This window comes from Kluyvera georgiana (genome assembly GCF_050990895.1).
In the GTDB taxonomy this organism is placed as follows: Bacteria; Pseudomonadota; Gammaproteobacteria; order Enterobacterales; family Enterobacteriaceae; genus Kluyvera; species Kluyvera georgiana.
Window position 1 is genome coordinate 2,864,380 of record NZ_CP158865.1, and the last position, 25,013, is coordinate 2,889,392.

At 56.4% G+C, this 25,013-nt stretch carries 21 protein-coding genes; 12 read left to right on the forward strand and 9 right to left on the reverse strand.

The window, feature by feature from the left end; genetic code table 11:
• Positions 1 to 30: 30 nt before the first annotated feature.
• Genes ABTW00_RS13620 through ssuD form a run of 3 tightly spaced genes read right to left on the reverse strand, consistent with a single transcriptional unit; the run spans position 31 to position 4,053 of the window.
• Complete coding sequence (locus ABTW00_RS13620) at positions 31 to 1,428, reverse strand: LLM class flavin-dependent oxidoreductase (protein ID WP_065357633.1); 1,398 nt, start codon at positions 1,426 to 1,428, stop codon at positions 31 to 33.
• 56 nt (positions 1,429 to 1,484) lie between these two features.
• The gene (locus ABTW00_RS13625; RefSeq protein ID WP_433636043.1) at positions 1,485 to 2,870 is read right to left on the reverse strand and encodes an FAD/NAD(P)-binding protein; all 1,386 of its coding nucleotides are present in this window, start codon (positions 2,868 to 2,870) and stop codon (positions 1,485 to 1,487) included.
• Between the two features lie 10 nt (positions 2,871 to 2,880).
• Positions 2,881 to 4,053: an FMNH2-dependent alkanesulfonate monooxygenase gene (ssuD, locus tag ABTW00_RS13630; protein ID WP_065357634.1), complete on the reverse strand. Its 1,173-nt coding sequence runs from the start codon at positions 4,051 to 4,053 to the stop codon at positions 2,881 to 2,883.
• A gap of 273 nt (positions 4,054 to 4,326) precedes the next feature.
• Here ssuD and ABTW00_RS13635 point away from each other — a divergent pair, with 273 nt between their 5' ends.
• On the forward strand, positions 4,327 to 6,255 hold the full coding sequence (locus tag ABTW00_RS13635) for an aliphatic sulfonate ABC transporter substrate-binding protein (protein ID WP_433636044.1): 1,929 nt from the start codon (positions 4,327 to 4,329) through the stop codon (positions 6,253 to 6,255).
• On the opposite strand, the gene ABTW00_RS13640 is transcribed toward ABTW00_RS13635, so the two are convergent.
• Both ABTW00_RS13640 and msrB read right to left on the reverse strand, forming a co-directional pair.
• Positions 6,252 to 6,530 (reverse strand): YeaC family protein, encoded by a 279-nt coding sequence (locus ABTW00_RS13640; protein ID WP_065357636.1) that lies wholly within the window; start codon positions 6,528 to 6,530, stop codon positions 6,252 to 6,254. The genes ABTW00_RS13635 and ABTW00_RS13640 overlap by 4 nt on opposite strands.
• Before the next feature lie 43 nt (positions 6,531 to 6,573).
• Positions 6,574 to 6,987 (reverse strand): peptide-methionine (R)-S-oxide reductase MsrB, encoded by a 414-nt coding sequence (gene msrB, locus ABTW00_RS13645; protein ID WP_064546244.1) that lies wholly within the window; start codon positions 6,985 to 6,987, stop codon positions 6,574 to 6,576.
• 339 nt (positions 6,988 to 7,326) lie between these two features.
• Between msrB and gapA the strand changes: the two genes are divergently transcribed.
• Complete coding sequence (gene gapA, locus ABTW00_RS13650) at positions 7,327 to 8,322, forward strand: glyceraldehyde-3-phosphate dehydrogenase (protein ID WP_064546246.1); 996 nt, start codon at positions 7,327 to 7,329, stop codon at positions 8,320 to 8,322.
• A gap of 81 nt (positions 8,323 to 8,403) precedes the next feature.
• Positions 8,404 to 9,288 (forward strand): D-hexose-6-phosphate mutarotase, encoded by an 885-nt coding sequence (locus ABTW00_RS13655; protein WP_433636045.1) that lies wholly within the window; start codon positions 8,404 to 8,406, stop codon positions 9,286 to 9,288.
• A 49-nt stretch (positions 9,289 to 9,337) separates the two neighbouring features.
• Here ABTW00_RS13655 and ABTW00_RS13660 read toward each other — a convergent pair whose 3' ends face one another.
• Positions 9,338 to 10,189: an aldo/keto reductase gene (locus ABTW00_RS13660; RefSeq protein ID WP_433636046.1), complete on the reverse strand. Its 852-nt coding sequence runs from the start codon at positions 10,187 to 10,189 to the stop codon at positions 9,338 to 9,340.
• A gap of 175 nt (positions 10,190 to 10,364) precedes the next feature.
• The gene (locus tag ABTW00_RS13665) at positions 10,365 to 11,111 is read right to left on the reverse strand and encodes a MipA/OmpV family protein (RefSeq protein WP_433636047.1); all 747 of its coding nucleotides are present in this window, start codon (positions 11,109 to 11,111) and stop codon (positions 10,365 to 10,367) included.
• Positions 11,112 to 11,547: 436 nt separating this feature from the next.
• Between ABTW00_RS13665 and yeaG the strand changes: the two genes are divergently transcribed.
• Positions 11,548 to 13,482 carry a protein kinase YeaG gene (gene yeaG, locus ABTW00_RS13670; protein WP_064546251.1) on the forward strand — a complete coding sequence of 645 codons (1,935 nt, stop codon included), beginning with the start codon at positions 11,548 to 11,550 and terminating at the stop codon, positions 13,480 to 13,482.
• 112 nt (positions 13,483 to 13,594) lie between these two features.
• Entirely contained in the window at positions 13,595 to 14,878 is a 1,284-nt protein-coding gene (locus ABTW00_RS13675) for a YeaH/YhbH family protein (RefSeq protein ID WP_064546253.1), read from the forward strand.
• A 46-nt stretch (positions 14,879 to 14,924) separates the two neighbouring features.
• On the opposite strand, the gene ABTW00_RS13680 is transcribed toward ABTW00_RS13675, so the two are convergent.
• Positions 14,925 to 15,854 carry a LysR family transcriptional regulator gene (locus tag ABTW00_RS13680; protein WP_271446833.1) on the reverse strand — a complete coding sequence of 310 codons (930 nt, stop codon included), beginning with the start codon at positions 15,852 to 15,854 and terminating at the stop codon, positions 14,925 to 14,927.
• 111 nt (positions 15,855 to 15,965) lie between these two features.
• On the opposite strand from ABTW00_RS13680, the gene eamB reads away from it, so the two are divergent.
• The 6 genes from eamB (at position 15,966) to ABTW00_RS13710 (ending at position 22,941) form a co-directional block, all read left to right on the forward strand.
• A complete protein-coding gene (eamB, locus tag ABTW00_RS13685) occupies positions 15,966 to 16,550 on the forward strand; it encodes a cysteine/O-acetylserine transporter (RefSeq protein ID WP_065356352.1) in 585 nt (194 codons plus the stop codon).
• A gap of 175 nt (positions 16,551 to 16,725) precedes the next feature.
• Positions 16,726 to 18,234 (forward strand): diguanylate cyclase DgcJ, encoded by a 1,509-nt coding sequence (gene dgcJ / locus ABTW00_RS13690; RefSeq protein ID WP_433636049.1) that lies wholly within the window; start codon positions 16,726 to 16,728, stop codon positions 18,232 to 18,234.
• Entirely contained in the window at positions 18,227 to 18,727 is a 501-nt protein-coding gene (locus ABTW00_RS13695) for a YbaK/prolyl-tRNA synthetase associated domain-containing protein (protein WP_065356350.1), read from the forward strand. The genes dgcJ and ABTW00_RS13695 overlap by 8 nt, the downstream gene beginning before the upstream one ends.
• Positions 18,728 to 18,943: 216 nt before the next feature.
• Positions 18,944 to 20,287, forward strand: a complete 1,344-nt coding sequence (locus ABTW00_RS13700) for a glycoside-pentoside-hexuronide (GPH):cation symporter (protein ID WP_074398798.1) — start codon at positions 18,944 to 18,946, stop codon at positions 20,285 to 20,287.
• Positions 20,288 to 20,294: 7 nt separating this feature from the next.
• Positions 20,295 to 22,331, forward strand: a complete 2,037-nt coding sequence (locus tag ABTW00_RS13705) for a glycoside hydrolase family 31 protein (protein WP_433636050.1) — start codon at positions 20,295 to 20,297, stop codon at positions 22,329 to 22,331.
• A gap of 163 nt (positions 22,332 to 22,494) precedes the next feature.
• The gene (locus ABTW00_RS13710) at positions 22,495 to 22,941 is read left to right on the forward strand and encodes a DUF441 domain-containing protein (protein ID WP_064546264.1); all 447 of its coding nucleotides are present in this window, start codon (positions 22,495 to 22,497) and stop codon (positions 22,939 to 22,941) included.
• Here ABTW00_RS13710 and ABTW00_RS13715 read toward each other — a convergent pair.
• Complete coding sequence (locus ABTW00_RS13715) at positions 22,925 to 23,716, reverse strand: AraC family transcriptional regulator (RefSeq protein WP_433636052.1); 792 nt, start codon at positions 23,714 to 23,716, stop codon at positions 22,925 to 22,927. The two genes, ABTW00_RS13710 and ABTW00_RS13715, sit on opposite strands and share 17 nt — an antisense overlap.
• 99 nt (positions 23,717 to 23,815) lie before the next feature.
• Between ABTW00_RS13715 and ABTW00_RS13720 the strand changes: the two genes are divergently transcribed.
• Entirely contained in the window at positions 23,816 to 25,006 is a 1,191-nt protein-coding gene (locus ABTW00_RS13720) for a CynX/NimT family MFS transporter (RefSeq protein WP_065356348.1), read from the forward strand.
• The last annotated feature ends 7 nt before the right edge of the window (positions 25,007 to 25,013 follow it).

The following is a 25,013-nucleotide window of genomic DNA, read 5'->3' on the forward strand; positions in this document are numbered from 1 at the left end:
CCAGTCCGGGTTATCGTTAATCGGCCAGCATTACACCGGCATTAAAATCCCGCTTTGCTCATGAATACGGTAGCCTGCGCCCGGGTGTGGAGCCTGAAGCCTGGCGCTACCGCCAAATAGCTTCTCGCGTAATGTCCCCTGGCGGTACTCGCGCTTATAGACGCCGCGTTTTTGCAGCTCTGGAATCAACAGTTCAACCACATCGGTAAAGGTTTCATGCGTGACCGCGTAGGCAAGATTGAAGCCATCCACGTCCGTCTCCTCCACCCACGACTGCAGCTCATCGGCGACCGTTTCCGCGCTGCCGACAATCAGCGGACCAAAGCCGCCGATACCAACCCACTCGGCCATGGCCTTTACCGACCACTGTTTATCCGGATCGGCGGTGGAGAAGGTATCGACCACCGACTGAATCGCATTGGTTTTGGCATAGGTGAACACTTCATCCGGCTGATATTGCCCAAAATCGATGCCCGTCCAGCCGGAGATCAGCGCCAGCGCGCCTTCGTAGCTGGTCCAGTTTTTATACTCCTGCCACTTCGCCTGCGCGGCCTTATCCGTCTCACCGACGATCGCCGTTTGCATATTGAAAATAAGAATACTGTGCGGATCGCGCCCCGCCTCCGCCGCGCGGCGACGAATATCCGCCACGGTCTTTTTCAGCGCGCTTTTTGACGGCGAAGCCACAAACACGCACTCGGCATGGCTGGCGGCAAACTGCTTGCCGCGGCTGGACGCGCCCGCCTGATACAGCACCGGCGTGCGCTGCGGCGACGGTTCACACAGGTGATAGCCCGGCACATCAAAGAATTTGCCATGATGATTAATGGCGTGAATTTTACTCGGATCGCTGAAAATGCGCCGTTCACGATCGCGCAGAATCGCTCCCTCTTCCCAGCTGCCTTCCAGCAGCTTGTAGATAACCTCCAGATACTCATCGGCATAGTCGTAGCGAGCATCGTGCGCCGTTTGCGCCTGTTGGCCAATATTACGCGCGCCGCTTTCCAGATACGAGGTGACGATGTTCCAGCCTACGCGGCCTTTGGTCAGGTGATCCAGCGTCGAGAGACGGCGAGCAAACGGATACGGGTGCTCAAACGACAGCGAGGCGGTCAGGCCAAAGCCCAGATGCTCCGTCACCAGCGCCATTGGGGTAACCAGCGCCAACGGATCGTTTACCGGCACCTGCGCCGCCTGACGAATCGCCGCGTCGCCGTTGCCGTTATAGACATCGTAGACGCCCAGCACGTCGGCAATAAACAGGCCGTCAAACTTTCCGCGCTCCAGCAGACGCGCCAGGTCAACCCAATAGTCCAGATCCTTATACTGCCAGGATCGATCGCGCGGGTGCGCCCACAGCCCCGGCGACTGGTGGCCGACACAGTTCATATCAAAAGCATTCAGACGAATTTCACGTTGTGATGACATAACAATCTCTCCTGCGCCCGGTTGTTCCCGGCACAATAATGCGTTTATATCGGGGGTCAGGCCGTCACGTTCTGACGGCTTGTCAGGGTTTGCAGCACCGTTTGCGCGACCTGTCGGGCATGTTCCGCCACCTGCGGGAGCCCCATCAGTTCGCCGAATCGCCCGCGCGCCGCCGGGCCGGCGACCCATATCGGCGAGGAAGCGCCAACCGCCTGCGAATGCGCGTTAACCTCAATGCCCATGCCCAGCGCATCCGGGCGAATCTGCCCATCCTGATGCAGTGCCGCCAGAAAAGGCTGACTCGCCACTAAATCGGCATGGTCTGGCCCGGTGGTGAGCACCAGATAGTCAACCTCTTGCCACACGGTGCCGCCGCTGCGCTGCGCCAGTTGAAGGCGAAGGGCCTCGCCTTCGACCGTCAGCGCCTGTAGCCGCGCCGCCAGCGAGCGGAAAGTGCCGTCCGCCCGTTTCTCCGCGATGGCTTGCGCCACCTGCGGCGCAATACGGTAGCGATGCACATCCCAGAAGCGACGCAGATGACGTAAAAACTGTCGCTTTTCCGCCTCCGTAAGCTGCTGCCAGATAGCCTGTCCCTGACCACGTACGGCATCCAGAACGGCCTGCCAGGGCAATCCCTGCGCCGCTGCACGCGGGATATCCTCGCGAATCTGCCGCAGGCGCTGGCGTAATGAGCCCGTCTGATAGTTGGCCTGCCATGCCGATGCGGCGAGCGGCGCGTTGGCTCGGGAGAGTAAACCATGGCGTGAGAAGGCAAGCGTTGTTCCCTGATGCCCCTGACGATGCAGCGTCGCAACAACATCCGCCATACTGAGCGCCGTCCCCATAATGGCGACCCGCGCGTTCAACGGAATGGCCGCCAGCGCGCCAGCGCGCCAGGGATTCGCAATCAGTCCAGGGTGCTGAGCGACGTGCTGGACCACCTTCGGCAGCCGTGGCGGCGGGTGGCTCACCGCCAGCACCAGACCATCGGCGCGCAGCCGCTGCCCCTCGGCGGTGATCACGCATCCGTCATGCCAGCCCACCGCGCGATCCCGTATATGGGTCAGGCTGCCGCTGTGCGCTTTTATCGCCTGTGCCAGATTGTCCTGGACGTAGCGACCAAATGCGCCACGCTGCGGGTAGACGCTCCCGTCCGCCAGCCGTGCGTGGGGGTCCTGCGGAAAATCGCCGTGCCGACGATACCAACGGTCGAATGCGCCGTCGTCGTCACCCGCCAGCTGCATGCGCGCGGCGGGAACGTTGATTCGATGCGCGGGATCGGTTGCCGAGTAGGCCACACCAAAGCCAAGCGCGGGACGCGGCTCCACCACGCTAATGCGCAGAGCGCGGCGCGACTCGCGCAGCAGATGAAGGGCAACGGCCGCGCCGCTGAATCCGCCGCCGACAATCACAATGTGTGGTTCGCTTTCTGGTCGTGACATCGCAAACTCCTCAGCTGGCGCTCGCCTGCGGGACAGGCCGTTTCGCCCCACCGATGGTTTCGCCAAACGGCCCGGTGTTAACCTGCCCCTTCGCGGAACGCGGCTGGGTGCTGGTGGGCAGCAGCGGCATCACCAGCTCAGCGAAGCGGTGCGCTTCTTCCAGATGCGGATAGCCGGAGAAGATAAAGTTGGTGATCCCCAGCGCCTGATATTCACGGATACGTTCGGCAACCTGCTGGGGATTTCCCACCAGCGCGGTCCCGGCGCCGCCGCGAACCAGCCCGACGCCCGCCCACAGATTGGGTGCAATCCGCAGTTTGTCGCGATTTCCGTTGTGCAGCGCGCTCATGCGCGCCTGCCCGGTAGAGTCCATGCGGGCAAAAATCTGCTGCGCCTGAGCGATAGTGTCATCATCCAGGTGAGCAATCAGCTTATCCGCGGCGGCCCACGCCTCTTCCTCCGTCTCACGCACAATCACATGCAAACGGATACCGTACTCCAGCTGACGCCCCTTCTCTTGCGCGCGAGCTTTCACGACCGCCAGCTTTTCCGCCACCTGCGCCGGCGGTTCACCCCAGGTCAGGTAGGCATCGATATGGTCGGCGGCAACGTCAATCGCCTCCGCCGATGAGCCGCCAAAGTACAGCGGCGGGCCATTGCGCTGCACCGTCGGGAACAGCACTTCCGCCCCTTCAACCTGAATATGCGTGCCGTGATAGTCCACCTTTTCACCGGCCAGCAGGCGACGGTAAACCTCGAGGAATTCATGAGTCACTTCATAGCGTTCGCTGTGGCTGAGGAAAATACCGTCGCCTTTGTTCTCCACCGGATCGCCACCGGTCACCACATTAATCAGCAGGCGCCCTTCCGAAAGGCGGTCCAGCGTTGCGGCCATTCGCGCCGCCAGCGTGGGCGGCTGAAGCCCGGGGCGGACGGCCACGAGGTAGCGCAAATGACGGGTAATCGGCGCCAGCGCGGCGGCCACCAGCCAGGAATCTTCGCAGCTTTTCCCCGTGGGGATCAGTACGCCGTAATAGCCGAGACTATCCGCCGCCAGCGCCACCTGTTGCAGATAAGGGAGATCCACCGGACGACCGCCTTCGGTGGTGCCCAGATACCGCCCGTCACCGTGGGTGGGTAAGAACCAGAAGACATTGATTTGTTCAGCGGCTTGTACTGTCATTATCCATTTCCTTTATAACTATATTTGGTATTTATAGAAGCAGTTATCTTCGTCAGTTATAAAGGAGTTAGCGAAATACATGCCAATTTTCAGAAGAAAAAATATTGTTAACTATCAATTAATTAACCTAAACATTGACTTTCGGAAACTGTTGCAAATGCAACACTCAGACGGCATCCGCTGCCGCAATCGCGACAACCGCGCGCCTCCCCCCTCTGGAAACTTACGTCGCCAACAGATACCGTCCAGACATGAACTTGCTGGAGAATTCCGATGCTCAACGCAGAACTCACATTATCCGGGCCCGCCCTGGTCGACCCGGCCTCACAGGCCTTTCAGAAGGTGCTGGCGCGACTTGCTCCCACCGACGCCACGGTGCTGATCGTCGGGGAAACGGGGACCGGCAAAGAGGTGGTCGCCCGTTATCTCCACCGTCATAGCCCACGGGCCAATGGGCCTTTTCTGGCCGTTAACTGCGGCGCGTTGACCGAGTCGCTGGCCGAGTCAGAGCTTTTTGGCCATGAGAAAGGCGCATTCAGTGGCGCAATGCATACTCACCAGGGTTGGTTTGAGGCTGCGGAAGGCGGAACGTTATTACTGGATGAGATTGGCGAACTGAGCCTGTCGTTGCAGGTGAAGCTACTGCGCGTCCTCCAGGAGCGGGAGATTACCCGCGTCGGCTCCCACAAACCCATTCGCATTAACGTGCGGGTCGTGGCGGCGACACACGTCGATCTGGCACGCGCCATTCAGGAGCGTCGTTTTCGCGAAGATCTCTTCTATCGCCTGAATATCGCCGCCGTGACCTTGCCGCCATTACGCCAGCGCCGGCAGGATATCCCGGTTCTGGCGCACCATTTCGTGCAGCTTTACGCGCGCCGGCTCGGGCGCCCGGCGCAGCGACTTTCCGATCAAGCGCTTGCGCTGCTGCAGGACTATCCGTGGCCGGGGAACATTCGCGAACTGGAAAATACCCTGCACAATGCGGTACTGCTGAATCCGGATGTGGAACTGGGCCCTGAGCATCTTCGCCTCACCTCTGCGACCTCGGCGCCCTCCTCATCGCCTGCGCAACACGATGAACTGGGAGAGTTTATGCGCCGTCAGCTATTGGCCCACAGCGGCGCGCTGTACGACCGTATGCTGCGCGCCATGATTCAGGCGGCAATGAGTCAAAGCCAAAATAATCAGAGCCAGGCCGCACAGCTGCTTGGCGTCAGCCGCCATACGTTGCGCACACAGCTGGCTCATCTGGGCGTCATCAAGCAGCGGCGCAAGACTGGAGAGCTGCCTGCCCCCACGCCGCGTGAGCGCGAACTGCGCATTGGCTACCAGCGGTTTGGCAATCTGGGCGTGCTGAAGGCGCGTCAGCTGCTGGAGCAGAATTTTGCCGAGCTGGGGATTAACGTGATGTGGAGCGAATATCCGGCTGGACCACAGCTGCTTCAGGCGCTCAGTCACAACGAAATTGACTTTGGCACCACCGGTGAAGCCCCCCCTATCTTCGCGCAGGCGAAAGACAACGCGCTTCTGTACGTGGCCTGGGAGCCCCCAGCGCCGCGGAGTGTGGCCATGGTCGTGCCCAACGCCAGCGATATACGCTCGCTCGCCCAGCTACGGGGAAAGCGCATTGCGCTGAATAAAGGTTCGAACGTGCACTGGCTGCTGGTGCAGCTGCTGGAAGAAGCGGGTCTGGGCCTGGATGACGTTAAGATCGTCTACGCGCCGCCAAAATACCCGTTGACCGCCAGCGACTATCTGTCCGCAGATGCCTGGATGATGTGGGACCCGGTACTGAGCGCCGCTGAGCGTAGCGGGACGCTGCGCGTGCTGGCAACCGGTGAAGGCCGCGTCAGCAACCATCAGTTCTATCTCACCCGCCGCCAGTATGCACAGCAGAACGAAGAAATTATTGCCGGCGTCGTGGCGGCACTGGTGAAAACGGGGAAATTTATTGACCGGCATCGCCTCGAGGCGGCGCAACTGCTGGCGGGAGAACTGGGGCTGGACACCGCATCGCTGGCCTGTGCGCTGGCGCGGCGCAGCCATCAGACGCGAGAAATGGATATGCAGGCCATCCGCGCACAGCAGACCATCGCCGATCGCTTTTACGCGCTGGGCCTGCTGAGCAGGCCCGTCGCGGTCAGAGAAGCGATGTGGTACGCCAGAGAACGGCTTATCGAGCCGTGGGCAGCCGCTTAGTGCGGCTTAAACGTCGCAATCGGCTTCGGCACAATGCCGAAGTCTTCCTTCAACTGCTGCTTGCTCTTCATCACCATCTGGCCGTTGGTATCAATGGTCATATGCTGCGCGTCGCGGTTATTGCGTGACTGCCAGAGCATCACCAGCTGCAGGCAGTTCTCTTTTTGCTCGTCGGTCAACGCCACGCCATCCGGCCATTTTCCCAGCTCCACCGCGGTGGCTAAACGCTGATAAATCTCCGGCGTCATGTTGTCGATCATTTGCTCAATATTCATGTTCAGCCCCCTCTCCTGTGGAATAATTTGCTGAATCGTTTCTTCAGCCTTTGGTGGAATCACCGTTTTCGTCATCCGTGAAGCTGAGCGACGCAGAGTTGACGCAAAAACGCTCGCCGGTTGGCTGTGGGCCGTCGGGAAAGACGTGCCCCAGATGCGCATCACAGTTTCCGCAACGAATTTCAGTACGTTGCATGCCGTGGGAGTAATCGTTGAGATACCGAATGGCGGTTTCGCTCACCGGCTCATAGAAACTCGGCCAGCCGCATCCGGAATCATACTTGCTTTGGGAGTGAAAAAGCGGCGCATCGCACACCAGACAGTGGTAAACCCCATCACGCTTGTTGTGCAGTAAACGCCCGGTAAACGGCGGCTCTGTGCCATGTTTCTGCGTGACGTAGAACTGCATTTCACTCAGGGTATTTTTCAGGTCATCCGGGGAAGGTTTATTCACCATTTTGCTCACATCTCGCTATGAAAAATACATTTACCAGGCGATTCTAACAAAACATTAACAATGAAGCGTGAACTTTTGTTCTAAACTTAATCGGCGTGAAAAGGCAGCCAGGTAATTGTGATAAACATCACATTTTTATCTCGCGTGCCCTTTAAAATTCCCGGCGCCGCCCTCATGTGGTTTCTAGCTCATAGGAAGAGTGAGACAGGTTAGTCGTGCAAAGCTTAGGCAGCAGATTGATTTGTCGCAATGATTGACACGATTCCGCTTGACGCTGCGTAAGGTTTTTGTAATTTTACAGGCAACCTTTTATTCACTAACAAATAGCTGGTGGAATATATGACTATCAAAGTAGGTATCAACGGTTTTGGCCGTATCGGTCGCATTGTTTTCCGTGCTGCTCAGGAACGTTCTGACATCGAGATCGTTGCAATCAACGATCTGTTAGACGCAGACTACATGGCTTACATGCTGAAATATGACTCCACTCACGGCCGTTTCAACGGTACCGTTGAAGTGAAAGACGGTCATCTGATCGTAAACGGTAAAAAAATCCGTGTTACCGCTGAACGTGATCCGGCTAACCTGAAATGGGACGAAGTTGGTGTTGACGTAGTTGCTGAAGCAACCGGTATCTTCCTGACCGACGAAACCGCTCGTAAGCACATCACCGCTGGCGCGAAAAAAGTGGTTCTGACTGGTCCGTCTAAAGACAACACTCCGATGTTTGTTAAAGGCGCTAACTTTGACAAATACGAAGGCCAGGACATCGTTTCCAACGCATCCTGCACCACCAACTGCCTGGCTCCGCTGGCAAAAGTTATCAACGACAACTTCGGCATCATCGAAGGTCTGATGACCACTGTTCACGCGACCACCGCAACTCAGAAAACCGTTGATGGCCCGTCTCACAAAGACTGGCGCGGCGGCCGCGGCGCAGCTCAGAACATCATCCCGTCCTCTACCGGTGCTGCTAAAGCTGTAGGTAAAGTACTGCCAGAACTGAACGGCAAACTGACCGGTATGGCGTTCCGCGTTCCTACCCCGAACGTATCCGTAGTTGACCTGACCGTTCGTCTGGAAAAAGCTGCTTCTTACGAAGAAATTAAGAAAGCAATCAAAGCTGCTTCCGAAGGCCCGATGAAAGGTGTTCTGGGTTACACCGAAGACGACGTTGTATCTACCGATTTCAACGGTGAAGTTTGCACTTCCGTATTCGATGCTAAAGCAGGTATCGCTCTGAACGACAACTTCGTGAAACTGGTTTCCTGGTACGATAACGAAACTGGTTACTCCAACAAAGTTCTGGACCTGATCGCTCACATCTCCAAATAAGTTGAGATGAGAAACTGATCCAAAAAGGCGACCTCGGTCGCCTTTTTTTATGGTTACGTTTTCAACACCAAGGATTGCATTATGATTAAGACAATTTTCGCTCTCCCGGTTCTCGAACAGCTTACCCCTGTGCTCTCTCGCCGCCAGTTAGACGAGCTGGACGTTATCGTTGTCAATCACCCAAAAGTAAAAGCCTCCGTGGCCTTCCAGGGCGCTCACCTGCTCTCCTGGAAACCTGAAGGTGAAGAAGAAGTGCTGTGGCTGAGCGGTAACACACCGTTCAAAAACGGCGTTGCCATTCGCGGTGGCGTACCGATCTGCTGGCCCTGGTTCGGCCCGGCGGCGCAGCAAGGTTTTCCGGCACACGGTTTTGCCCGTAATCTGCCGTGGGAGCTGAAAGCGCACAATGAAGACGATAACGGCGTGGTGTTAACCTTCGAACTGAAAAGCAGTGATGCCACCCGCCAGTACTGGCCGCATGAATTCAGCCTGCTGGCCCGATTCAAGCTGGGTAACACCTGCGAGATGGAGCTGGAAGCGCACGGCGAATTTGAAACCACCACCGCGCTGCACACTTACTTCAACGTCGGCGATATTCACGCCGTTAAAGTGAGTGGCCTGGGCGATCGTTACATCGATAAAGTGCAGAATGCCGAAATCGGCGAGCTGAGCGACGGTGTGCAGACCTTCCCGGACCGAACAGACCGCGTTTATCTGAATCCTGAAGCGTGCAGCGTCATCCACGATGCCTCGCTGAAGCGTGCAATTGACGTGATCCATCATCACCACCTCAACGTGGTGGGCTGGAACCCAGGCCCGGCGCTCTCCGTTAGCATGACCGACATGCCGGACGACGGCTACAAAACCTTCGTGTGCGTCGAAACCGCCTGTGCCAGTGCGGCCCAGAAAGCTACCGAAGAAAAACCAGCGCGTTTGTCACAGACCATTAAAGTCGCCAAACGCTAAGTCCCTGGTTACCCGGCTAAGCCATGCGACGCCGGGTTTTTGCCAAAACCTACACCACGTCCAGCGCGATCTTTGTCTCCGGCGCCGGAAACGCCCTCTCCAGACGCGTGATATCTTCCGCTGTCAGCGTTAATTGCAACGCCGCGGCATTCTCTTCTACGTGGGCGATGGTCGCCGCCTTAGGAATTGCCATGACCCCGTGATGGTGAATCACCCACGCCAGCAGCACCTGGGCAGGTGTCGCCAGATGATCGTGGGCAATACGCTGTACCGTAGCGTCTGCCAACAGGCCGCTGCGTAAACGGCCCGCCTGCGCCAGCGGGCAGTATGCCATCACCGGTACAGTCCGCGACTGACACCAGGGCAACAGCGAATACTCAATTCCCCGTGACGCCAGATGGTAAAGCACCTGGTTAGCAGCACAGCCTGCGCCCCCCTCCACCGACCACAGTTCCTGCATATCATCCACATCAAGGTTAGACACGCCCCAGTGGCGAATTTTGCCTTGAGCAATCAGCGCCTGCATGCCCTCTACGGTTTCCGCAAGTTCAAAACCGCCGCGCCAATGCAGCAAGTAGAGGTCGATGATCTCGGTACCCAGACGGCGCAGGCTGCCTTCACAGGCGCTGACCAGCTGCTTTCCCCCCGCGTTCCACGGATACACCTTGGATACCAGAAATACCTTATCGCGCAGACCGCGAATAGCCTCCCCAACCCTCTTCTCGGCTCCGCCTTCCGCGTACATTTCCGCGGTATCAATCACCGTGAGCCCGCGTTCGATACCCGCCCGCAGCGCCGCTACCTCCTGCTGACGCCGCGTCGCATTTTCCCCCATATACCAGGTCCCCTGGCCAATCGCAGGCAGCGATTGACCGCAAAAAAGGATGTTACGGGCCTTCATATGCACCTCCTTTTCGGTTAGCGATAACTACCGTAAAGGATAACCGTTCAGTACATCGCCGTGTGGTTGCCCAAATTTCGCGCACCATCATCGTGCAGTCGCCTAACTCCGCCCTTTTTTGGTGCAAAAAAAGCCCGCCTGCTGGCGAGCTTTTATCCATCATCAACATTGACGATTAGAACGTGTAGGTGATACCGGTAGACAGCAGGCCGGTCCAGCTCTTATCAATCATCGGGCTGTCGGTGATTTCGTCAGACAGGCGGGTGTAACGCGCGGTGCCGTACACGCTCCAGCTGCCGGCGAAGCGATAGTTCGCGCTCAGTTCCAGATACGGGTTCCAGCTGCTGTCCGGGCTATAGCTGCGCAGGCCGCTACGCGCCGATTCACGATGGGATACACCGTAGTAGTAGTCGTTCTGGTTCTCGCTGTTCCACTCAACCCCGATGCCCGGCGTCAAGGTCAGAGCGCCGTTGGTATAGCGGTAAACCCAGCCCAGATCCCAGACCAGACCGTTGCTTTTATCCAGTGTATCTCCCGCAAGCGTCGTGCGCAGAGAGCCGTACTGCGTGTGATGGAACCATGAAACACCGGCCATCATCGTCGACTGACGGCGATCCAGTCTGCGTAGTTGGCTATTGTCGCTGTCGCCTGGTTTGAAGTACATCGGCGACCAGTAGGCCGTCAGGGACAGTTGGTCGGTACCGTCATTCCACAGGTAGTAACCGCCGCCCAAGCCATGGAACCAGAAGTTGTCCCCTTCGTAACTGATAACCGGAACGGGATACACATCATGGTCGTATTGCTTGTAAGGATGCTCAACGATCCCCACGCCAGCGCCCAGCGTGAACTTACTCTCTGCATGTACCGCAGTAGCAGAAGTGGCGATCAGGACCCCTAGCGTTAGAAGTTTGATTCGATTCACAATCTGTAATTCCTTTTTATTCAACGTATCAACGGCGAAAGTTTACCTTTCACATTGCCCTACGACAAATTTTTTACCTGTAATTACACATTATGACTTGCCATTATCTCTACCTATCATGGCAACAGGCTTGCAAATACGTGACAGCTATATGAAAGAAGAAAAAAGATGAAAAGATTTAATGCCCGTATTTTTTGATGAGTTATTGATATGTCATTGAAAATCGATTTTATCGCCATGCAAGTTTTGCAAATGCCATCTACGCTTATTTTTAGAAGGTGTAATTGCCGCGAACGTCATTGCTTATTGTCCGACAACCTGGCACACAGGTTGCTGGATCAAGGTTGAGCGTCGTTCGGCTTACCTCTTCCGGGAGCCCCCATTATTCATACCAACGGCTCTTAACCTGTGCTAAAAAACGAAAGGACGGCATGCCATGAATATATTCGATCACTATCGCCAGCGCTATGAAGCTGCCAAGGACGAAGAGTTCACACTGCAGGAGTTTCTTGCTGTATGTAAGCAAGATCGCAGTGCTTATGCTAACGCGGCAGAACGGCTATTAACGGCTATTGGCGAGCCGATAATGGTTGATACCGCCCAGGAACCGCGGCTTTCCCGTCTCTTTTCGAACCGAGTCATCGGGCGCTACCCGGCGTTCGAAGAGTTTTACGGCATGGAAGAAGCCATTGAGCAGATTGTTTCTTATCTGAAACATGCCGCCCAGGGACTGGAAGAGAAAAAGCAAATCCTCTACTTATTGGGGCCGGTCGGCGGCGGTAAATCATCGCTGGCTGAACGACTGAAATCCCTGATGCAGCGGGTGCCGATATATGTGCTGAGCGCTAATGGCGAACGCAGCCCGGTTAACGACCATCCGCTGTGCCTGTTTAACCCGCAGGAAGACGCGCAAATTCTGGAAAAAGAGTACGGCGTGCCTCCCCGCTATCTTGGAACCATCATGTCGCCGTGGGCGGCGAAACGCCTGCACGAGTTTGGCGGCGACATCACCAAATTCCGTGTGGTGAAGGTATGGCCGTCCATTCTGGAACAGATTGCGATTGCCAAAACCGAACCGGGCGACGAAAACAACCAGGATATCTCTGCGCTGGTCGGTAAAGTCGATATCCGTAAACTGGAGCACTACGCGCAAAACGACCCGGACGCTTACGGCTACTCCGGCGCGTTGTGCCGCGCCAACCAGGGGATCATGGAATTCGTCGAGATGTTTAAAGCGCCGATTAAGGTGCTGCATCCGCTGCTGACCGCAACCCAGGAAGGCAACTATAACGGTACCGAGGGGATCTCCGCCCTGCCGTTTAACGGCATAATCCTCGCGCACTCGAACGAGTCTGAGTGGGTGACCTTCCGTAACAACAAAAACAACGAGGCGTTCCTCGACCGTGTTTATATCGTCAAGGTGCCTTATTGCCTGCGGATCTCCGAAGAGATCAAAATCTACGAAAAACTGCTTAACCACAGTGAGCTGACCCATGCGCCGTGTGCGCCGGGTACGCTGGAAACGCTGTCGCGCTTCTCGATTCTTTCGCGTCTGAAAGAGCCGGAAAACTCCAGCATCTACTCGAAAATGCGCGTCTACGATGGCGAAAGCTTGAAAGATACCGATCCGAAAGCCAAGTCGTACCAGGAGTATCGTGACTACGCAGGCGTGGACGAAGGCATGAACGGCCTGTCGACGCGCTTCGCCTTTAAGATCCTCTCGCGCGTGTTTAACTTCGACCATGCCGAAGTGGCCGCCAACCCGGTGCATCTGTTCTACGTACTGGAGCAGCAAATCGAACGCGAGCAGTTCCCGCAGGAGCAGTCGGAACGCTATCTGGAATTCCTGAAAGGCTATCTGATCCCGAAATACGCTGAGTTTATCGGTAAAGAGATCCAGACCGCGTATCTCGAATCCTATTCCGAATACGGACAAAACATCTTTGATCGTTATGTCACCTATGCGGACTTCTGGATTCAGGATCAGGAATATCGTGACCCGGATACCGGCCAGCTGTTCGACCGCGAGTCGCTGAACGCGGAACTGGAGAAAATTGAGAAGCCTGCCGGGATCAGCAACCCGAAAGACTTCCGTAACGAAATTGTCAACTTTGTGCTGCGCGCCCGCGCCAACAACAACGGTCGCAACCCGAACTGGACGAGCTACGAGAAGCTGCGCACGGTGATTGAGAAGAAAATGTTCTCCAATACCGAAGAGCTGCTGCCGGTTATTTCATTCAATGCGAAAACCTCAACCGATGAGCAGAAAAAGCACGACGATTTTGTCGATCGGATGATGGAAAAAGGCTACACCCGCAAGCAGGTCCGTCTGCTGTGCGAGTGGTACCTGCGCGTGCGTAAATCGTCTTAACAATCTGCCCGGTGGCGCGTGCGCTTACCGGGCCTACAACAATGTCCCGTAGGCCGGCGTTTCCGGCACTTACAGGCGCTGCAAGTTGGCAAATGCAGTACGGGAGGGATATATGACCTGGTTTATTGACCGGCGTCTCAACGGCAAAAACAAGAGCGCGGTTAACCGCCAGCGCTTCTTGCGCCGTTATAAAGCGCAAATAAAACAGTCGATCTCCGAGGCCATCAACAAGCGTTCGGTGACCGACATCGACAGCGGCGAGTCCGTCTCTATTCCGACGGATGATATTAGCGAACCTATGTTCCATCAGGGACGCGGAGGATTACGCCATCGGGTTCATCCCGGTAACGACCACTTTGTACAAAACGATCGCATCGAGCGCCCTCAGGGCGGCGGCGGAGGTGGCGGTAGCGGACAGGGCCAGGCCAGCGCCGACGGCGAAGGCCAGGACGAGTTTGTGTTTCAGATTTCCAAAGACGAGTATCTGGATCTGCTGTTTGAGGATCTGGCCTTGCCGAATCTCAAACGCAACCAGCAGCGCCAGCTTACCGAATATAAAACCCACCGCGCGGGCTTCACCTCGAACGGCGTGCCCGCCAATATCAGCGTCGTGCGTTCGCTGCAAAACTCCCTTGCCCGCCGTACCGCCATGACGGCAGGCAAGCGCCGTGAACTGCACGCGCTGGAAGCCACGCTGGATGAAGTCGCGAAAAGCGAGCCGGCGCAGCTGCTGGAAGAGGAGCGTTTACGCAAAGAGATCGCCGAGCTGCGGGCGAAGATCGATCGCGTACCGTTTATCGACACTTTTGACTTACGCTACAAAAACTACGAGAAACGGCCAGAGCCCTCCAGCCAGGCGGTGATGTTCTGCCTGATGGATGTTTCCGGTTCGATGGATCAGTCCACTAAAGACATGGCAAAACGCTTTTATATCCTGCTCTATCTGTTCCTGAGCCGAACCTATAAAAACGTCGAAGTGGTCTACATTCGTCACCACACCCAGGCCAAAGAGGTGGATGAGCATGAGTTCTTCTACTCTCAGGAAACGGGCGGCACCATCGTCTCCAGCGCGCTGAAGCTGATGGATGAGGTGGTTAAAGCGCGCTACGACCCGGCGCAGTGGAACATCTATGCGGCACAGGCGTCGGATGGCGATAACTGGGCGGATGACTCACCGCTGTGTCACGAAATTCTGGCGAAGAAAATTCTGCCGGTGGTGCGTTACTACAGCTATATCGAAATCACCCGCCGGGCGCATCAGACCCTATGGCGCGAGTATGAACATCTGCAACAGACGTTCGATAACTTTGCCATTCAGCATATCCGCGATCAGGAAGATATTTACCCGGTGTTCCGCGAGCTGTTCCACAAACAGGGTAGCACCATCAAGGATTAATAAAAAAAATCAGCCAGTTAACTTGTTTTCTGGCTGATTTCTTCACCTACGACGAGACGTCAAGATGGGGAGATAATTCCCCCAGGCATTCAGAATGCGCCTCCCCTAAACACTGCCGCATGCAGTCAATGAATATCTCCATCGCGGGACTCAGCGTTCTGTCGGCATGATAGGCGCAAAGCGCCGTTATCGTCATCGGCGCGGCGGAAAAAGGAAGCCTTATCAACTCGCCGGATTCCAGTTCCCGCAATACGCTGAAAAGAGGCAGGAATGAGATCCCCAGATTGCTGGCCACGCAGCGTTTAATGCTCTCAATGCTCCATAGCTCAATCGTGTTGTCTAACGTGATCTTTCTTTCGCGGAGCGTCGATTCGAAGAGTTGCCTGAAAACGCACTGCGGTTCATTGATAATGAAACTGAGCGGAATATGCTGATTCTTTCTGGTGAAATCAACGCCCTGCAGCTCCGGGGATGCCACCAGCACCAATTCCTGTTGGCCAAAATATTCCTTGTGCAGCGCTTCATCATGGCCCACGCGGTAAAAGACGCCCAGATCCGTATTATCGTTGAGCAGCGCGTCCCGAATGGCATAACAGTTTACCGACTGGAGAGAAAGACGCACTTTTGGCGCTTTAATCCTCAGCAGTTTCAGAACCTCCGGCATTTTGTAGGCGAGTAAGGTTTCCCCAACCATCACCCTAAGGTCCCCGGCGATCTCTTCCTCGCGATCGGAGATCTGCCGAATTCCCTCCAGCACACGCGTCAGTTCTCTTACCCTTGGCAGGAGTAATTTCCCCGCAGGCGTGAGAACCATTCGGCGCCCCACTTTCTCAAATACCGAGTATGACAGTTCCTGTTCCAGCTGTTGGATCTGAAAAGTGACGGTAGATTGCGTGCAGCACAGCTTGCGCGCGGCCTGAGCAAACGACCCTTCTTCAACAACCGTTTTAAAAGTGATGAAACGACGCAAGTCCATAGATTCCTCTCACGCAAACACATCGAAATACTGAAAGTTTGACATTTAAAACATTCGCTTTTTTGAATGTTTTTACGCGGCTAATATGCAGCAGAAACAAGGAGAATACAATTGACCACTCTCATTATTAGCGGCTTTTTAACCTATACCCTCATTACCGCGCTGACGCCCGGGCCTAACAATATCCTCGCGTTAAGTTCGGTCAATCAGCATGGTTTACGCCGTAGTGTTCGCGTCCTGGCCGGTATGAGCGCTGGCTTTCTGGTGCTGATGCTCCTTTGCGGTCTGTTTACCTATGCGCTGATCAGCGTGATGCCATCCATCACCCGATGGCTGGTGTGGGTAGGCGCGGCGTATATACTCTGGCTGGCCTGGAAAATAGCGACCAGTTCATCAGCAGCAGAAGCCAATACGCAGCCTTTAGGATTTTGGCTCAGCTTTGGTCTTCAGTTTGCCAACGTGAAGATCATTCTTTACGGTATTACGGCGCTGTCCGCTTTCGTATTACCCTATACGCAGGATATGTTCTGGGTCATCGCCGTCAGCGTGCTGCTGGCCGTGATTGGCAGTCTGGGGAATCTGATCTGGGCGCTGGCTGGCCATCTGTTTCAGTCATTGTTTCGTCGGCATGGCCGGAGCGTGAATATCGTCCTGGCGCTGCTGCTGGTGTATTGTGCCGTCAGGATGTTTGTCTAACCTCTCGTGCAATGCGTGACGAGGAATGGGAATAAAAGGAGATAAATCAGCAGCCTCGTCACAGGTCGTCCTCACCCGATATTCGTAATACATTCTCATAGCTAATGCTTCGCTAGTGATAGCGCCCCGCACATGGTAAAATTTCCCATTACACGGAAGAACTCATCATTTCGCCATGAAACTGCAAAACAAAATACTCCGCTTCGTGATTTCATCCGGCGTGGTAATACTCACATCTTCATTTCTGATCTATGAGTTGATCTCAAGCCATCGGGATATGACGGATTATATGCGATATATCATAGACAAAGGAGAATCGGCTTTTCTCTATGATAAATATCAGAACCAGCTGATTATATCGCAACTCTCGAGAAAGATGGATGAAGTCCCTACCGCCGATGCGGCCATGAGAGCTTGTGACAGCGTGCAGCGCCGCGGCGAGGTGGTTGGTCTGAACATTGACGGTCATAACTACTCACCGCTCAAGGGTTCATTAACCGCAGGCAAAACGCCCTGCTCGCAGTGGGTTCAGGACCTCCCGATGCTTCAGGCATTTGATAGCGCAATTAGCAACGATATTGTCTGGAATCCTCTGCTGCCTGACGATCTCAGACCGGAAAAGCGTTTTCGCTATTATATTGATATGGTGAATCAATATATTTATTTTAATTCACCGGTCATAATTAAAGACCCTACTTTAACCAGCTGGAATTTTCTTTATGGCGCACGCCTGGGAATTTCATCAGCCAGTCTGGAAAATTTATTTCTTGGCCGTACGGTGGTCTCCAGTATTTATGTCGATACCTTCACTCGTAAGAATATCTTAACTTTTCTGACCCCCGTTTATCGTCAGGAGCAGTTGAAAGGTATCGTCATGGTCGACCTGTCACATCAGGACATGCGTGAGATTTTCTACACTCGCGATCGCCCGCTGGTCTGGCGTTATCTCGATATCTCCTTTACTGATTCCGACAACAACGCCAATATCGAAGTCCAGCGCAGCGCAGCGCATCTGCTGAGCTATGTTCACTACTCACGCCCGCTGGCGGAGAACATGCGCGTGGAGCTGTCGCTGGACGTGACCTATTTCTTGCTCAGTTCCTGGAAGCTGTTCCTCTTCTACTTGCTCACCACCGCTGCGCTGCTGCACCTGGTACGCACCCATTTCCGTCTTTATCGGATGGTCAGCAAAGAGAACATCAGCGACTCGCTCACCGGGTTATATAACCGTAAAATTCTCTCGCCGATGCAGAGTCTGCGCCTGCAGCGGCTGACCGAACAGGGTGCGAGCATCGTGATCATCGCGTTGGATCTGGATAAACTGAAGCACATTAATGACACCTGGGGGCACAACGAGGGCGACCGGGCGATCATCCTGCTGGCGCAGGCCATTTCCGCGACGGTACGCAAAAGCGACTATGCGGTGCGTCTTGGCGGCGACGAGTTCTGCATAATTCTGGTGGACTATGACGAAGAGGACGCGCAGTTGATTCCGCAGCGAATCAAGCATCAACTGGCGCTTATCGACGAAGACAACCGCGTCAGCTTCTCGTGGGGAGCGTACAAAATGCGCGTTGGGGACAATCTCGACGGCGCGATGGAGATCGCCGATCGGCGTCTGTACCAGCAGAAAAATCAGCGCCACAGCAAGAGCGGGGCGCATCAGGGGAAAAAACATGATTGAGCCAGTATCACCCAATATCCACCAGCAGCTGCTCGCCCTGCTCGACGAGCAGCAGGCGCGTTATCGAGTCATGGAGCATGAAGCGGTAGGAAAATGTGAAGCCGTGTCAGAAATACGCGGCACCGCGTTGGGCCAGGGGGCCAAAGCGCTGGTGTGCAAGGTGAAGGGCAACGGCGTGAATCAACACGTGTTGGCGATTCTCGCCGCCGACCAGCAGGCCGATCTTTCGCGCCTCGCGCAGTATGTTGGCGGCCTGAAGGCCTCGCTGGCCAGCCCTGCCGAAGTGGACGCGCTGACCGCCTGCGTTTTTGGCGCTATCCCGCCATTTAGCTTTCATCGCGCCCTGCGACTGATCGCCGACCCGCTGCTGTTTGAACGCTATCACGAGATCGCCTTTAACGCCGGTAGCCTGGAGAAATCGGTCATTCTCAACACCGCCGACTACCTGCGTATTGCCCAGCCGGAGCTGGTTGCCTTCCGCCGTCAGTCCTGACGCCCTCTCTTCAATCTGACTTAATCCCTTCATTTGCCGGATATCAATCCGGTGAATGAATCGTTGCGCTCGTGTTACGTACTTTTGTTACCGGTATCACGTAAAGCAGTTTACGTAAACGTAATACGGAATATCGCAATTGTTAACTCCCCGCTCCCATCCACACTATATAGCGTCTTTCCCCACAATCGTACCTTAACGACACCAGGTGACCTGATGAATACGAAAGTTACCCGTAAAGAAAAGATCAGCTATGGATTGGGCGACATGGCCAGCCACATCGGGCTGGATAACGTCATTATCTTCTTAACCTTCTACTATACCGACGTGGTGGGCCTACCGGCCGCCTTTGTCGGCACCATGTTCTTACTGGCCCGCACCGCCGACGCCATCATCGACCCGGCAATGGGCTATATGGCCGACCGCACGCGTTCTCGCTGGGGTAAATTTCGCCCGTGGATGCTGTGGCTGGCCTTGCCGTTTGGCGTAAGCTGCCTGCTGACTTACGCCGTACCGCAGTCGCTGGATATGTCTGGCAAGATGATTTTTGCCAGCGTCAGCTACACCTTTATGATGCTGATGTATACCGCCATCAACATTCCCTACTGTTCAATGGGGGCGGTGATCACCCCGGATAATGACGAACGCATTTCGCTGCAGTCCTGGCGCTTTTTTCTCGCCACCCTCGGCGGAGCAATGTCAACGTTCTTTATGATGCCGCTGGCCGAATATCTCGGCGGCGCGGACAAGCTGGCGGGCTATCGCTGGGCCATGGCGATTATGGCCAGCGCCGCGGTCATCATGTTCTGGTTCTGCTTTGCCAACACCCGCGAGCGCATTAAAGCCCCCGCTACCCACAACAACTATCTCGCGGAACTCCGTGATTTGCTGCGCAATGACCAGTGGCGCGTTGTCGCCGTGCTGGTGATGACCAACATCGGTTTCGGCGTTATCCGCCTGGGCGCGATGATGTATTTCGTCACCTACTATCTTGGTAACGCCGCCTATTTTATGTGGATGCTGGCCGCGCACATTATCGGCAAGGCCGCCGGCAGCCTGCTGGCGAAACGCTTGACCCGCAATGCCAATAAGGTACAGATGTTCGGCTACTGTTCCGTGCTAGCCGGTCTATTGAGCATCGGGCTGTTCTTCGCGCCGAAAGCGGTCCTGGTGCTGGTTCCGCTTACCTTTATCGTCTCTACTCTTTATCAGTCTACGACCACCCTGATGTGGGTCATGATGGCCGACGTTGCCGACTACGGCGAATGGCGTCAGGGCAAGCGCATGGACGGTATTATTTTCTCGACCTTCCTGGCCGTGCTTAAGCTGGGTATGGCGCTGAGCGGGGCTATCGTCGGCTGGACGCTCGGCTTCAGCGGCTACGTCGCCAACGCGGCGGAGCAAACGCCGCTGGCGATGCACTGCATCGTCGCGCTCTTTACCGTGGTGCCGGGGCTGCTGTCGCTCGGCGCATTCATCACCCTGCGCTGGTACAAGCTCGACGACCACACCATGCAGGAAATCAATCTCGCGAAAACCCAATCTCTCGTTAAAGGATGAGCCAACCATGAGCGAATTAATCCAGCACGCTAACGCTATTGAATGGCGTTTTGAACGACAGATCCTGCGCATTGAGCCGTGGGGAGAGAACAGCCTGCGCGTACGTGCTACCTGCGCTCCGTCGTTCAATGACCAACTGCACGCGCTGTTACCACAGGCCAGCGGCCAGGCCGTCATTGAGCAGGATGCGGAAACGCTGACCTTAACCCACGGCAACATTCGCGCGGTGTTGAACCTCAAAGGACAACTGGCGTTTTATAACCAGCGCGGCGAGCTGCTGCTGGAAGAGATGTGGCGTCAGCGTTCAACCGTTGGGATTGGCGCCAGCGAAAAGAGCCAGGACAAATACGTCAGTGCCCTAAAGCTGGACGGCCGTGAATTTAAACCACTGCCCGGCGGCAAATACCAGCTCACGGTACGTTTTGAATCCCGCGATGGTGAGCGGCTGTACGGTATGGGCCAGTACCAGCAGCCGTGGCTGGATCTCAAAGGCTGCTCGCTGGAGCTTGCCCAGCGCAACTCGCAGGCTAGCGTGCCCTTTTTACAGTCCAGCCTCGGCTACGGCATGCTGTGGAACAACCCGGCCATCGGAGAAGCGCGGCTTGCGAAAAACCACACCGAGTGGACGGCGCGCGTCACCGAAGAGATGGACTACTGGATCACCGCGGGCGATAGCATCGCTCAGGTCACCCGCCAGTACGCACGCGCAACCGGTACGCCGCCGCCCGCCCCGGGATTTATCAGCGGGCTGTGGCAGTGCAAGCTGCGCTACCGCAATCAGCAGGAGGTGCTGGAGGTTGCCCGTGAATATCGTCGACGCAACCTGCCGCTGTCGGTCATGGTTATCGACTTTTTCCACTGGCCGAACCAGGGAACCTGGTGTTTTGATCCGGTTGACTGGCCGGACCCGCAGGCGATGGTCGACGAACTGGAATCGCTGGGCATCAAGCTGATGGTCTCAGTCTGGCCAACGGTTGAAGCGCGCAGTCCGCTGTTCCCACAGATGAAGGCTAAAGGCTGGCTGGTCACCAGCGACCGGGGCGTACAGGTCAATCTCGACTTTATGGGCAATACCACCTTCTTCGATGCTACCCACCCGCAGGCGCGCCAGTTTGTCTGGGAGACTGTGAAGAAAAACTACTACGATCTCGGGATCAAGCTGTTCTGGCTGGATGAAGCAGAGCCGGAATACCGCGCTTATGATTTTGACAACTACCGCTATCACGCGGGCCCGGTGCTGGAAGTTGGCAACCGTTATCCGCGCGATTTTGCCCAGGGTTTCTACGACGGCCTGCGCGAGGCGGGCGAGCGCGATATCGTCAACCTGGTGCGCTGTAGCTGGGCGGGCAGCCAACGTTACGGCGTGCTGGCATGGTCCGGCGATGTCCACTCCTCATTCCACGCCTTCCGCAATCAGCTGACGGCCGGGCTGAATATGGGGCTGGCGGGCATCCCCTGGTGGACTACCGATATCGGCGGTTTCCAGGGCGGCAATATTCACGATCCGGCGTTCCACGAACTGCTGATTCGCTGGTTCCAGTGGGCGGTATTTTGCCCGGTGCTGCGTATGCATGGCTACCGTGAACCGCGCGTGCAGCCGCCGGAAAGCTACCGTAACGGCATTCCGCAGTGCGACAGCGGCTCGCCAAACGAGCTGTGGAGCTACGGCGAGGAAAACTACGCCATTATGCAGCGCTGGCTTGAGGTGCGGGAAAGCCTGCGTCCTTACATTGATGCGCTGTATGACAATGCGCACCGCCACGGCGACCCGCTGATGCGCCCGCTGTTCTGGCACTACCCGGACGAGCCACAGAGCTGGCAAGCGGAGGATCAGTATCTGTTCGGCGAAGACCTGCTGGTCGCGCCGGTGATGCACGCCGGACAGCGTCAGCGTGACGTCTGGTTACCGAGCGGCAACGCCTGGGTTGGCCTTGATGGTGAGCAGTATCAGGGGGGGCAGCGGATCGCCGTCGCCGCCGGGCTGGAGACGATTCCTCTGTTTATTCGCGAAGGCAGCCCATTAATCACGGTATTGGTCAAATAATCAGGCAAATGCCTGAAATCCATTACTAAGATTGAAAAAGACCTGTTTACGCGCCGCTTCTTGCGTAAAGTAGACAAACGAAAATACGTAGCCCGGCTACGCGTCGCGATGCCGTGGCTACGAAATGCTGTCTTTTTCTCTTTTTGGCAAGGATTACCGCTCTATGCTCGATACCACCCTGCTGATCCTCCTGGGTCTGGCTGCGCTCGGCTTCATCAGCCACAACACCACCGTCGCTGTCTCTATTCTGGTTCTGATCATTATCCGCGTGACGCCACTCAGTGCCTTTTTCCCGTGGGTGGAAAAACAGGGGCTGAGTATCGGTATTATCATTCTCACCATTAGCGTCATGGCGCCGATCGCCAGCGGCGCTCTGCCCGCCAGCACGCTTATCCACTCGTTCGGCAACTGGAAATCATTGGTGGCTATCGCCGTCGGTATATTTGTCTCCTGGCTTGGCGGGCGCGGCGTGACGCTGATGGGCAGTCAACCCCATCTGGTGGCGGGTTTGCTGATCGGCACCGTACTTGGCGTGGCGCTGTTTCGCGGCGTGCCGGTGGGGCCGCTGATTGCCGCCGGGCTGGTATCGCTGCTTATTGGGAAGTCGTAGTCAGCGCCGCCAGGTAGCGCCCCGGCGTTTGCCCTAACCCTTTGCGAAACATGGTGATAAACGCCGTGGTGGAGTCGTAGCCCAGCGATAGCGCAACCTGCTGAACGTTCAGGCCGCGCACCAGCATCTGTAGCGCGAGGATCAGCTGTAGCTGATGCCGCCAGCGACGGAAGTTAAGCCCGGTCTCCTTGACCACCAGCCGCGCCAGGTTGCGTTCGCTCATCGCAAAGCGGCTGGCCCACTGCGCCAGCGTCTGCCACTGTGCCGGTTCTGCTTCCATGGTCTCGACCATCAGGCGAATTTTCGGGTGCGCGGATACCGGCAGCTGTAGCTGCTGTTCCGGCTGCTGCGGCAGCTCGTCAAACAGCACCTGTATCAGACGCTGGCTTTCTGGCGTCTGACGTGCGGCTTCATTCCGCTCGGCCAGAGTCAGAATCAGCTCGCGCACTAATGGCGATATTTTCAGCGTACAGCTATGGGCCGGCATCCGCGCGGCTCCCGGCTCAATAAACAAAAAATACAGTTCCGCCTGCGGCGTGGCGCGGTTGCTGTGCGGTACTTCGCCGGGGATCCACACCGCAAACTGCGGCGGTACCATCCACATCGCGTTCTCCACCTCGCAGGTAATCGCTCCGCGCAGCGCCAGAATCAACTGCCCCTTACGGTGCTGATGGACGGGAATGTGCTGCTCTCCCTCCACCACTTGTATACCAAACGCCACCGCCGCGTCATCGTGACTGTCCGGGTGATAGCCGCCTAAACCGAGTCCGAGCATTATTTTGTCCGAATTTAGCGATAATCTGTCATTTTAGCTTGATTTCAACGTGAGCTAAACCGGGTATCGTAGTCGCTCAATTTTCTGTTTGAGAACACTATGTCTGACGCTGTTGCTTCATCACAACGCCGCTGGCTGTTGATTGTCGGTATTTTACTGATTGCCTCGACGCTACGCGTGACTTTTACCGGCGCGGCTCCTCTGCTCGATGCGATTCGCGCTGAATATGGCCTGACCACCGCGCAGACCGGGCTATTCACCACCCTTCCGCTGTTAGCCTTTGGTCTGGTATCGCCGCTGGCGGCTGGCATTGCTCGTCGGCTTGGCATGGAACGCAGCTTGTTTATCGCCATGCTGATGATTTGCGCCGGAATCGCCGTGCGTTCCCTGCCCTCTATCATGCTGATGTTTATCGGCACCGCAGTCATTGGCTGCGGGATCGCGCTTGGTAACGTCCTGCTACCCGGGCTGATTAAGCGGGACTTCTCCGGCCAGGTGGCCAAAATGACCGGCGCCTATTCGGTCACGATGGGGGCCGCTGCCGCGTTGGGTTCGGCGCTGGTCGTGCCGATTGCGCTGAGCGGCTTCGGCTGGCGCGGCGCGCTGCTATTACTCATGGCTTTCCCCCTGCTGGCGCTGCTGCTGTGGCTACCGCAGTGGCGAGCATCGAAAGCCACGGCGCTCTCCAGCAGCGGTGCGATGCACAACCGTGGGATCTGGCGTTCGGCGCTAGCCTGGCAGGTGACGCTCTTCCTCGGGCTGAACTCTCTGGTTTACTACGTCATCATCGGCTGGCTGCCGACTATTTTGATGAGCCAGGGCTACAGCGAAGCGCAGGCGGGCTCTCTGCACGGCCTACTCCAACTGGCAACCGCCGCGCCCGGCTTTGTCATCCCGCTGATCCTGCATCGGTTTAAGGATCAGCGCGGGATCGCCATCGCCGTCGCGCTGATGTGCGCGGTAAGCGCCATGGGTTACTGGATATACCCGTCGCAAGCGGCGTTGTGGACGGTAATTTTTGGTTTCGGCTCCGGCGCAACAATGATTCTGGGGCTAACGTTTATCGGGCTACGCGCCAGCTCGGCGCACCAGGCTGCGGCGCTGTCGGGCATGGCGCAGGCCGTCGGTTATCTGCTGGCGGCTTGCGGGCCGCCGCTGATGGGTAAAATGCATGATGCCACGGGGACATGGCATCTTTCGCTGATGGCAGTAGCAGCCATTGCGCTGGTGATGGCCGTATTCGGCGGGCTGGCCGGACGCGATAGAGAAATTCACGTCGGTAGTCGCTGATAGGTAG